The sequence below is a fragment of the Anaeromassilibacillus sp. Marseille-P3371 genome (assembly GCF_900169665.1).
Classification (GTDB): Bacteria; Bacillota; Clostridia; order Oscillospirales; family Acutalibacteraceae; genus Anaeromassilibacillus.
Genome location: NZ_LT835157.1, coordinates 2289435 through 2301364 on the forward strand (window position 1 = coordinate 2289435; position 11930 = coordinate 2301364).

9 protein-coding genes are annotated in these 11930 nt (G+C 48.3%); 6 read left to right on the forward strand and 3 right to left on the reverse strand.

Annotation, left to right across the window (positions count from 1 at the left end; translation table 11 throughout):
- Positions 1-29 precede the first annotated feature (29 nt).
- Positions 30-1361, reverse strand: coding sequence for a glutamine synthetase family protein (locus B9Y59_RS09535; protein WP_054324268.1), 1332 nt, complete (start codon positions 1359-1361; stop codon positions 30-32).
- Positions 1362-1803: 442 nt separating this feature from the next.
- Between B9Y59_RS09535 and gdhA the strand changes: the two genes are divergently transcribed.
- The 6 genes from gdhA to B9Y59_RS09570 all read left to right on the forward strand — a co-directional run bounded on the left by gdhA (position 1804) and on the right by B9Y59_RS09570 (position 8131).
- Positions 1804-3135, forward strand: a complete 1332-nt coding sequence (gene gdhA, locus B9Y59_RS09545; protein ID WP_054324266.1) for an NADP-specific glutamate dehydrogenase — start codon at positions 1804-1806, stop codon at positions 3133-3135.
- 229 nt (positions 3136-3364) lie between these two features.
- Entirely contained in the window at positions 3365-4399 is a 1035-nt protein-coding gene (locus B9Y59_RS09550) for a PTS sugar transporter subunit IIC (RefSeq protein ID WP_085533125.1), read from the forward strand.
- Between the two features lie 130 nt (positions 4400-4529).
- Complete coding sequence (locus B9Y59_RS09555; protein ID WP_085533127.1) at positions 4530-5117, forward strand: manganese efflux pump MntP; 588 nt, start codon at positions 4530-4532, stop codon at positions 5115-5117.
- Positions 5118-5275: 158 nt separating this feature from the next.
- A complete protein-coding gene (locus tag B9Y59_RS09560; RefSeq protein ID WP_085533129.1) occupies positions 5276-6838 on the forward strand; it encodes an acyl CoA:acetate/3-ketoacid CoA transferase in 1563 nt (520 codons plus the stop codon).
- Between the two features lie 346 nt (positions 6839-7184).
- Positions 7185-7655: a pyridoxamine 5'-phosphate oxidase family protein gene (locus B9Y59_RS09565; RefSeq protein ID WP_085533131.1), complete on the forward strand. Its 471-nt coding sequence runs from the start codon at positions 7185-7187 to the stop codon at positions 7653-7655.
- Positions 7655-8131 (forward strand): GNAT family N-acetyltransferase, encoded by a 477-nt coding sequence (locus tag B9Y59_RS09570; protein WP_085533133.1) that lies wholly within the window; start codon positions 7655-7657, stop codon positions 8129-8131. Before B9Y59_RS09565 ends, B9Y59_RS09570 begins: the two co-directional genes overlap by 1 nt.
- A gap of 1423 nt (positions 8132-9554) precedes the next feature.
- Here the strand turns inward: B9Y59_RS09570 and B9Y59_RS09580 are convergent.
- Together B9Y59_RS09580 and B9Y59_RS09585 are read right to left on the reverse strand one after the other, a co-directional pair.
- Entirely contained in the window at positions 9555-10943 is a 1389-nt protein-coding gene (locus B9Y59_RS09580) for a sodium-dependent transporter (protein WP_054324261.1), read from the reverse strand.
- A 295-nt stretch (positions 10944-11238) separates the two neighbouring features.
- Positions 11239-11916, reverse strand: coding sequence for a fructose-6-phosphate aldolase (locus B9Y59_RS09585; protein WP_054324260.1), 678 nt, complete (start codon positions 11914-11916; stop codon positions 11239-11241).
- Positions 11917-11930 lie beyond the last annotated feature (14 nt).

Genomic DNA, 11930 nt, shown 5'->3' on the forward strand with positions numbered 1-11930 from the left:
GTCCCTAACCTATCGACTAAAAGTGCATTTTAGAACTTATTTAAGTACCGTTCAATCTCCCATTGTGAGACGCGGGTGGTATATTCCTTCCACTCCTGACGCTTTGCTTCCACATATTTTGTATAAACATGCTCTCCCAGCGCTTTGCGGATAAACGGGTCAGCCTCCATACATTCCACCGCCTCGATCAGATCTGCCGGCAGATTTTCAATCCCCTGTTTCTCTCGTTCTGTTTCCTTCATATCGTAAATATTGGCGCTCACCGGCGGCGGTGGAGTCATCCCCTCTCGGATTCCTTCCAAGCCTGCTTGAAGCAACAGAGAAAAGACCAGATAAGGGTTACACGCTGGGTCTGGAGACCGCAATTCCACACGTGTTCCAACCCCGCGGGTGTCCGGTACACGGATCAGCGCGCTGCGGTTACAGGTTGTCCAAGCGATATAACACGGGGCTTCGTAACCGGGAACCAAGCGTTTGTAGGAGTTGACTAATGGATTGGTAATCGCACTGATGCTCTTGACATGCTTACAGATGCCTGCAATAAACTGATGAGCAATTTCGCTCAAGCCAGACTCGGAATCCGGGTCATAAAAAGCATTCTTACCATCTTTAAAGAGGGACATGTTGGTGTGCATCCCCGAGCCGCATTGCCCATAGACCGGTTTGGGCATGAATGTAGCGCACAGGCCGTGAGAATCCGCCGCAGATTTCACCACCATCTTAAAAGTGAGGATGTTGTCCGCTGCCGAAAGTGCTTCGCTGTATTTGAAATCGATCTCATGCTGCGCGATTGCCACCTCATGATGGGAAGCTTCTATCTCAAATCCCATATCTTCCAAGGTCAGGCAGATGTCGCGGCGGCAGCTTTCCCCCAAATCGGATGGGCCCATGTCAAAATATCCTGCCGTATCATGGGTAATGGTAGTGGGGTGGCCGTACTCATCGGTATTGAACAGGAAGAATTCACATTCCGGCCCCACATTGAAACTATACCCCATATCCGCCGCTTCCCGAAGCGCTTTTCGCAGGATATAGCGTGGGTCTCCTTCAAAGGGCGTGCCGTCCGGCTTATAGACATCGCAGATCAGCCTGGCAATTTTTCCATGCTGGGTATGCCAAGGTAAAATGACAAAGGTATCTAAATCCGGCCAAAGGTACATATCGGATTCCTCAATCCGCACAAAACCTTCAATGGAAGACCCGTCGAACATACACTTATTATCCAGCGCTTTTTCCACTTGGCTTGTCGTGATGGCCACATTCTTCAAAGTGCCGAAAATGTCCGTAAATTGCAGCCTGACAAACTTCACGTCATTTTCCCGGATAATCCGGATGATGTCCTCCTTGGTGTATTTGCTCAAAGCCATATCCCCCTAAAAATAAAAATAACAAGGCTGCCCCTGTTTACAGAACCTCCTTGTCCCTCTTTTTCAGCCGCAGTACAGCCGAACAATATTGTCTTTATTTTATTCGATTTGTAAAGTTGTGTCAATCCTTTTCGTCGTGATGGCTTCGATTCATATTTATGCACAAATTTCCAGATGGATTCGGACGCTTTCCGGTGAAACAGCATCGATTTTGCAATATTTTCTCCGACTTCCTGCAAAACCAGCAAAAAAATTTGATTTTTTCAGCGGTAAAATCTTGAAATGTCGGCATTCCTATGCTAAACTGTTGAAGTAAAAATTGTGCGTGCAGGCCAGTGCCGTTTTCTGTCATTCAAAACGGCTGGGGGTTCCCCTGTGCTCCGCCGCATGATCGCAAAAGCTTACAGATATTCTTAGTATAGGAGGCTTATGTATCATGTCCTATGTCAGTGAACAGTTGGAAAACGTCATCCGTCTCAACCAAAGCGAGCCGGAATTCATCCAGGCCGTTACAGAGGTTCTCAAATCCCTCGAGCCTGTGATTGAGCAAAATCCTCAGTATCAGAAGGCTGGCATTCTCGAGCGCATCACCGAGCCGGAGCGCCAGATCAAGTTCCGCGTGGCTTGGGTGGATGACAACGGCAAGGTGCAGGTCAACCGCGGCTATCGCGTACAGTTTAACTCCGCAATCGGACCCTACAAGGGTGGCCTGCGTTTCCATCCGTCCGTAAACCTCGGCATCATCAAGTTCCTTGGCTTTGAGCAGATCTTTAAGAATTCCCTGACGGGCCTGCCGATCGGCGGCGGCAAAGGCGGTTCCGACTTTGATCCGAAGGGCAAGTCCGACCGCGAGATCATGGCTTTCTGCCAGAGCTTCATGACAGAGTTGTACCGCCACATTGGTCCGGACACCGACGTGCCGGCCGGCGACATCGGCGTAGGCGGCCGTGAGATTGGTTATTTGTTTGGCCAGTATAAGAGAATTCGCAATGCCTATGAGGGTGTGCTCACCGGCAAGGGTCTGAACTTCGGCGGTTCTTTGGCCCGCACAGAGGCTACTGGTTACGGCCTTCTGTATTTCACAGACGCAATGTTAAAGGCCAACGGCAAGAGCATCGCTGGTTCTACCATCGCCATCTCCGGCGCTGGCAATGTCGCCATCTATGCCTGCCAGAAGGCACAGCAGCTCGGCGGCAAGGTAGTCACCATGAGCGATTCCACCGGCTGGATCTACGATCCGGAAGGCATTGATCTGGCTGCTATTAAGGAGATCAAAGAAGTGAAGCGCGCTCGTTTGACGGAATACAAGAATTATCGTCCGAACTCCGAGTATCATGAAGGGAAAGGTGTTTGGTCGGTCAAGTGTGACATCGCTCTTCCGTGCGCAACACAGAACGAGCTGCTGATCGACGACGCAAAGGCGCTTGTTGCAAACGGTGTCTTTGCGGTTGCGGAGGGTGCAAACATGCCGACCTCCATTGAAGCAACGGAATATTTGCAAGCAAACGGCGTTTTGTTTGCACCGGGCAAGGCCAGCAATGCCGGCGGCGTAGCGACCTCTGCGCTGGAAATGAGCCAGAACAGCATGCGTCTCTCCTGGAGCTTCGAAGAAGTCGATGCAAAGCTCAAGGGAATCATGGAGAACATCTTCAAGAATGCTGCCGATGCAGCTGAGAAGTACGGCTATCCGAAGAATTACGTGGTTGGCGCCAACATTGCAGGCTTTGTTAAGGTCGCAGATGCTATGATGGCAGAAGGCGTCATCTGATCAAATTCGGACAAGTTCTATTTGAACAGACAAGTGCCGTGTCGCTGGCGAGGCGGCATGGCTTGATCGGCCAACAATATCCGATATTGTAGAAGAAATAGCGGTATGTGGGTTAGGAAATAAGCGCTGAATATTTCAGCGTTACATCCCTCTCACAACCGCTATTTTTTGTCTATTTGGGGGATATCGCCCTAATCGGACCAAAAAGAAATGGAGTAGGTGTAGAAACATGGAAAATACAACGGACAACAAGGCGCGTACCCTGTTAAAGAGATTTTTTCAACGGTATTTTGTAGACGCCATGAGTGCGATGGCACTCGGCCTGTTCTCTTCTCTCATTATCGGCCTCATCATGTCTCAGCTGAGTATGGTTCCCTTTCTAACCTTTTTGGCCCCTTATTCGGAGATGGCAGCGGCTTCCTCTCCCGTGGTAGGTTCAGCGATTGGCGCTGCAATCGCCTGGGGACTGAAAGCGAAACCGCTGGTGGTATTCTCCTGTGTCGTCTGCGGCGCGTTCGGCTACCAGGCGGGTGGACCGGTGGGAGCTTATGTGGCTGCTGTTGTAGGCGCGGAACTCGGGCGTCTGGTCAGTGGAAAAACCAAGGTCGACATTGTGGTGACGCCGATGGTTACCATCATTACCGGCAGTATTGCCGGGCAGTTTGTCGGCCCCTATATCCAGAACTTTATGAATGGGATCGGCGCAGTAATCAATCAGGCGACGGAACTCTCCCCTCTCCCGATGGGGATTCTTGTATCCGTCATTGTCGGCATGGTGCTCACTGCGCCGATCAGTTCTGCGGCTCTTTGTATCATGTTGGACTTGAGTGGACTTGCTGCAGGCGCTGCGGTTGTGGGGTGCTCCGCCCAGATGGTCGGTTTTGCAGTGGCCAGCTTCCGCGACAACCGATGGGGCGGCCTTCTCTCTCAGGGAATCGGAACATCCATGCTGCAATTCAGTAATATTATGAAAAAACCACAGATCTGGATTGCTCCCACTTTAGCCAGCGCTGTGCTTGGTCCAATTTCCACCTGTGTCTTTAAAATGACCAATACGGCTACCGGCGCGGGTATGGGAACCAGCGGTTTGGTTGGCCAGTTTGGCGCTTTTGCCGCCATGTCCGGCGCCGTCCCTCAATGGCAGATCCTCGCAGAGGTTCTCCTCCTTCACTTTATCGCTCCTGCCATTCTTACCTTTCTGTTTGACTTTGCTCTGCGCAAGGCAGGATGGATTAAAGCCGGGGACATGAAAATCAGCATTTGATCCTGGCCGGCGGCATGTTTTTTCACCTCTTCTCATACACCTATTAGGAGGATTGACAAGGAAGCAAAAAAGAGATAGAATAGTCTAACTTATTGTCAAATTCCGTATTTTACATAGCGAGGGGTTGCGCATGGACGTTGTTTCTTTGATCGGTATTGCCATCGGTCTTTCCATGGATGCATTCGCCGTCTCGATTACGAATGGAGCCGTGACGCGCAATGTGACAGTCGGTTTTGCAACAAAACTTGCGGCGAGCTTTGGACTGTTTCAGGCGGCCATGCCCATGATCGGTTGGACCATTGGAAAAGCTGGGGAAGGCCTGATTAGCAGCATCGACCATTGGATTGCCTTGATCCTGTTGGGGTATATCGGTATTCAAATGCTCTGGGAATCTCACAAAAAGGGGCATAAGGATTCGATCGATTGTCAGAAAGAACAGCCGGGACTAAAAACGATCCTTGCATTTGCTGTAGCGACCAGCATCGATGCGCTGGCAACCGGTATTATTCTTCCTACTGCGGTCGGTGCATCCACTCTCGCTCTGATGTTAGTCTCGGTGGTTTCCATCGGCGTCATCACGTTCCTCCTCTCCCTGGTTGGGGTAGCGATTGGAAAAAAGTTCGGTTCTCTCTGCTGTGGGAAAGCAGAAATTGTTGGTGGCGTTGTGCTCATCGCCATTGGTTTAAAAATTTTCCTGGAACATACCCTTTTTTCTTAAACGGTTGGATTTTCGCAAAGAAGGCGGCGTTTCTCTGTTTTGACGGAAAAGCGCCGCCTTCTTTGTTTGCCATGGCTGGGATTGTCCCTTGAAATTTCCAATCGGTATGATATAATATTAACAATTCAGTATCATGTATATAAATTGGAGGATTGCTCATGTCTGTAAAAGTATTAACTGCAAGAGAGGCGGCGGATCTCATTCCGAACGGCGTCAACCTTGCAACAAATGGTTTCATTGGCGCTTCCTTTCCGGAAGAAATCGCAATTGCAATCGAGCAGCGTTTTTTAGAGACCGGCGCACCAAACGATTTGACCTTGCTCTTCTGCGCCGCACAGGGCGATTCGAAAGATAAAGGACTTAACCATTTTGCGCACGACGGTATGGTTCGCCGTGCAATCGGTGGACACTGGGGCCTTGCACCGAAACTTGGTAAGATGGTAGCTGATAATAAGATTATCGCCTATGATTTCCCGCAGGGCGTTACGGCACACATGTTCCGCGATGCGGCTGCCCACAAGCCAGGCACCCTGACCCATGTGGGTCTCGGCACTTTTGTGGACCCACGCCGTTTGGGCGGCAAGCTCAACGATTTGACCCGTGAGCAGGAAGACCTGGTCGAGTTGATGGAAATCGGAGGCAAGGAGTACCTTTTCTATAAAAACCAGCCGGTCAATTTTGCCATTATCTCCGGTACATATGCGGATGAGGATGGAAACATCTCTATGGAACACCTCGGCGTCAAGGCGGAAGCGCTGGTCGTAGCGCAGGCTTGCAAAAACTCCGGTGGTACGGTCGTTGCACAGGTAGAACGTGTTGTGAAGTCCGGTTCCCTCGACCCACAAAAGGTAGAGGTTCCTGGCATTTTGGTGGATGCCGTTGTCGTTGTCAGCGATATGAAGAACCACATGCAGACGTTTGGCACTCAGTACAATCCTGGTTTTTCCGGTGAACACCGTATGGGCGCAGCAGAGTTTACCCCCGCCCCTATGTCTCCCAAAAAGATCATTGCGCGCCGTGCGGCTATGGAATTGAAAAAGAATGGAATCGTTAATCTGGGAATTGGAATTCCCGAATACATTTCTTCCGTTGCTACAGAAGAGGGAATCTTGGATCGCTTTACTCTGACTGTAGAGTCTGGTTTAACGGGAGGCAGCCCGCAAAGCGGCTTAGATTTCGGTGCGAGTCTGAACCCTCAGTGCATCATGTCTCAACCCTCGATGTTTGACTTCTACCAAGGCGGTGGTTTGGACCAAGCATTCCTCGGCTTTGCAGAAGGCGATGAAGAGGGAAATGTCAATGTATCCAAGTTTGGTGTGAAGCTTCCTGGATGCGGCGGGTTTATCGATATTTCCCAAAACGCAAAGCAGGTGTTTTTCTGCGGTACATTTACAGCAAAGGGCCTAAAAACGGAAGTTTCCGATGGGAAGCTGCACATTCTCTCGGATGGCAGTATCAGTAAATTTAAAACCGGGTTGGAGCATATCACCTTCAGCGCCGAGACGGCCAAGAAAAATCAGCAGCCCGTTATGTACATCACAGAACGCGCTGTATTCCAGCTCACTGAAAAAGGCTTGATTTTGATCGAGTATGCTCCAGGAGTCGATCTTGAAAAGGACATCTTCGCGCATATGCCGAAGAGGCCTCTGGTCTCCCCTGACCTCAAAGAGATGGATGCACGCATCTTCCGGGAGGAAATCATGGGGTTGGCTAAAGAATAATCCCTAGAAAAAGACAAGCTCCTTGGCAGGTATTTTTCCTGACCAAGGAGCTTTTTCTGATGGTTGGTTCCGACCCTCAAACCGTTCTACCAAAACCGCTATTGGCAAACGGGGATGTAAGCCATTCGCCGGAAACCGAAGTGCGCTTCCAAAACCTTTTGTAATCGTCCAAAAATATTTTTCCATTTGCCCGCTAATGGGGAAACTCTACAGGCATTACAAAATGTTGTGCCCCTACTTCATTCAAATGCCTTTGCTTGGAAAAAGATCTGCACGTCTTTATGAAGGCTTATAAAGGTATTCAATCGCTTTCCTATTCATCACATTGACATAAGGAGAACCCATTATGAGAAGAAAAGACCGGGAGAGAAGTCCCGAATTTGCAAAAGAAGTCCTCGATCATTGTAGCTATGCGGTCTTGGCAATGGTCAATACCGACGGTACCCCCTATTGTATACCGATTAGTACTGTACGTGAAGACGATTATCTCTATTTTCACTGTGCACTCCGGGGACAAAAGATTGAAAACCTCCGCGCCAATCCCGCTGTCTGCCTGACCGCAGTGGGACGTATTCGTATTCCGGAGGATGAATTCAGCGTTCAATACGAATCCGCTGTTGTCCATGGAACCGCACAGGAAGTTATCGAAGATGCTGAAAAGCTCCATGCCCTGCGTCTACTTTGTGAACATTATGTCCCTACAAATATGGCCCATTTTGATGCGGAGATCGCCAAGGATTTTCCTTATACAGGCGTCTGGAAAATCCATATAGAGCACATAACAGGCAAATCAAAGCCCATTACGGATGAATCGTAATGGGAACCATCCGATTCATCCTTCGGGAATTCACACCAGAAGATGTACAAAGGGTGTCCTCCCTGATATGCCGAAATTTACGGGAGATCAATTGTCACGATTATCCTCCCATAATAATTGAACAGCTTGTTCAGGAGCATACTCCAGAAAGAATTCTCCGCATGTCCACAGAAGGAAAAACGTTTCTCGCAGATGTAGCAGGGAATCCAGCTGGTATTCTTCGAGTTCTTCCATCTTGGAATGTAAGCGCAGAGTACTGGCTGCGTACAGTCTTTGTTCTACCCGATTACCACGGTTGCGGAATTGGCCGCCAATTGGTGGAGGCAGGCGAACGGTTCATCCAACAACAAGGGGGATTTTCTGTACGTCTTTGTGCTTCTCGGACAGCTCATCTATTCTATCAAAGACTCGGCTACTGCGACCTAGAGAAGTTTCCCGATCGCGAAGGCCTGTATCCAATGCAAAAACTGTTGTAAGTACAGTCATTTTTTGCCTATGACATCGAATGATAATTGTGAAACTTCCCCCTGCGAATTGTATGATATGTAATTAGAGTCTGTGGGAGATCACAACGCTCTTAAATCGCTCGCTGACAGCCGCAAAAGCAATTGAACCTTTCCGAATAATAAGAGGACTTCCGAAAGGCTCTTGTAGCTGCGAAGAATCTTTTAATCAATCGGAAATACCAGCCCAGCAAAAGTTCCGTACACAAAAAACGTTCTAAATCAAGGGATGATTGCTCTTCGCGAACTTCTTTCCAGAGACGTATTAAACAAATGGGTTGCCAAGATGGAGCAGATGGATTAGAAGAGCTATACCTGCCGAAGTATTGTAGAGCTGAGCCTTTCTATAGCTTGCAAAGGCCGTAGCAGCGCCCCAATACCACCTGCTCAGAAATACATTCTAACGCGCGCAAGGAACCATCGCAAACGGCAGAGCGCCCCTCCAAAAAATCCAAAGTCAGGCGTCAAAAAGGCTCCACTTCTTTCAATCCTATCAGCGTCTATGGTGCAGAGGGCAGAGCTTTTCCAGTCCTCATTTATAGCAGTAAACAACGTCACGACACAGGCATATGTGTGCAGCGATACCTGGTACCATTTTCTTTCACTTTATGCTACGGCGGTGTCTACTAATCCAGAGAACTGTAGTCCATAGGACAGGAGTAACTTCAGCAGTTGCTATTGGCCATAGCATTGTACTCCAGACACAATTTGTCGCAGAGATTGATTGGCAATGGCTGATGATAGAACCTATACGATGAAAAAGCTGCGTGATAGGCTCTGTATTTGCACACACCTCTATGATGAAGGAAGCTCTCGGAACCAATGTGTTGCAACCGTGGGAATAAAGTGTTTACTGCTCTCATTGCATAAGTTCTCATGAAAATATGCAACACTGTCATGCGTACCGCCCTGCACCGAAAGACAATTGTTTCCAAGGCTAAAAAGGCTGTCCCGAACCGCAGATATTCTGCTGAATTCGAGGCAGCCTTTTTGTTCCATTACAACTGTAACGATTTGGCCCCGCATCCGCTTTCATCCCGATGGAAAGCTCTTTTTCCTCACCCTTTTCCGGTTGGTCCGAAAAATAAGCGTAGCAACCTTTGAAGGAAAAAGTTCTATCATCCAATCTTTGTCCCTCTTTTGCACACAAGATAAACCGCATATAAGAAAGGCTATGGACGGTTCTTCCATAGCCTTTTTGCTGTTTGATGCTCTCACCTATGTAGAATTTCGTCAAACGTTTTCTCCTAGGGGAAAGCGTTGACCGCCGTCCCATGATCCCCAACGAGAATACAAACGTTATTCCACTCTTTACCGTGTGACACTCCATCTGTAGACTGGATTTCTACTTCGGTTCTTTTTACTGAAAAGAACCGTTTTATGCATAGGAACAACATCAACCGCCTATGCCAAGCCATGTCTGGAATTTCGGTAGGTATCCCATCACAAAGATAATCAGGATCAAAACTGGCAGAACATATTTTAAATAGACACGCGCCCACTTTGGAAACTTAACGCCACGGCCTGTGTCCGCTTCTTTGACAAAATTGTCCCAACCCCAGCCCCGCTTACAAACGCAGAAAAGCAGATAAATCAAACTGCCAATTGGTAAGATGTTATTGGAAACCACGAAATCCTCGATGGTCTGAATATCCCCAATTCCCGGCAATGTGACACCGCTCCAGATATTAAAGCCCAACGCACAAGGCAGAGACAGAACTGTAACGGCAATTCCGTTGACAATAACAGCCTTTTTGCGGTTCCAGCCCCAACGATCCATGCAGAAGCTGATGAGATTTTCAAACACAGCAATGATCGTGGATAACGCCGCAAAACTCATAAACAGGAAGAACAGCGTCCCCCACAGACGACCGCCCCACATCTGCCCAAAGACGCTTGGCAGAGTAACAAATACCAATCCTGGCCCCTCGCCCGGATTTACATTGAAAGCAAAGCACGCCGGGAAAATAATCAATCCCGCCATCAGGGCTACAATCGTATCAAGGATTCCAATATTCAGAGCCTCTCCAGTCAATGCACGGTCTTTGCCAATATAGGACCCAAAGATCGCCATAGCTGAAATTCCCAGGCTCAGAGTAAAGAACGATTGCCCCATTGCAGCATATACTGCCTCACCAAAACTGGACCAACCATTTTCAAACATTTTTCCAAAATCCGGAACAAGATAGAATTTCAAGCCCTCTGCTGCACCGTCCAGGGTAACGCTTCGCACACACAGGACAATCATAATGAGGAATAAACAGCTCATCATGACTTTGGTAATGCGCTCAACGCCTTTCTGCAATCCCATGCTGCACACCAAAAATCCCAAAATAATGGTCACCAGCATCCAACCGATCAACTCTCCAGGATTTGCAAGCATGTTGGAAAAAACGATGTCAGGGGTTGCCGTATCAAACACACCCGTCGCACTCTTGACAATATAACTGAGCATCCAACCGCCGACAGTTGTATAGAACATCATTAACAGATAACAGCCGCCAAACCCAAGCCAGCTGTACCAGTGCCATTTGGTTCCCTTAGGCTCCAAAATGTGAAAACTTTTCGCACAGCTCTTTTGACTGGCACGTCCCACTGCAAATTCCATCACCATGACTGGCAATCCTAAAATCACAAGAAATAGCAGATACAGAATGACAAACGCTGCACCGCCATATTTTCCTGTGATGTAGGGGAACCTCCAAACATTTCCGAGGCCGATGGCGCATCCAGCCGAAATCAGAATAAATCCCAGGCGAGATGCAAATTTTTCTCTTTGTTGCATGTAAACTCTCCTCTTTCTCAGCTGCACGCAAGGCCCCCTCAGCCCAAACCACAGCTTTTTTACTACTATTTTATCAAAAAGTGCTTATTTGGACAAGATCAACGTTCCAGAAAATGTGAAAAAAGCGGATATTTGGCCTAAAAAAATGAGGATGCTCCTAAACTACAACCCTTTCGATTCGTAGGAATGGGGCACCCTCTTTCTGTTTGGAAAAACATCTGCGTTTCTAAAAAAACGAGGGTATCCTTCAAGTCATTTCATGACTTTGAGGACACCCTTTTGGTTTCTTATTATTTTATAGCTCCGCGATGGAAACCTCACCCTGGATCTTGACCCAATCCGCATGAAAATCGTCCACAGCCTTTTTAATGGCAGCCATTCCAAATGCCTCATGCAGCAGGGAGGGTTGCAGGGTAGCTGTATGGGCACCCGCCATTAAAGCGTTTGTCACCTGTGCGATGTTCTTAAAGCTAGCGGCCAAAATCTTAGTTTCAGAGTCATTTTCATCGATCATCTGGCGGAATGCCGCTATGGTATCGCAGGAATCAATATCCAAATTTTCCATCCGGTTGTAATAAGGGGCAATAAAATCGGCACCGCACGCAATCGCCATAAATCCTTGGATTTTGCTATAGATGGCTGTCGCTGTCACATGAACTCCTTCGGCCTTAAGGGCACGCATCGCTTTAAGTCCCTCTTCCGTTGTGGGGACCTTGATATAGACCAAATCATCTACATTTTTCAATATCGCGCGTGCTTCCTTGAGAATTCCCTCGCAATCCTCCGCGATCACCTGCATGTGCAGCGTTTTCTCTGGACCAATGATCTGGCGGATCTTTCGCATGTGTGAAAATAGATCAATCTTTCCTTCTGCCTTTAAAATGCTCGGATTGCTCGTCACGCCGGTAATCGGAAAATAAGCGCTGTATTTTTCAATGGCCTCCAGATTCGCACTATCAAATAAAAATTCCATGACAACCGATTCCT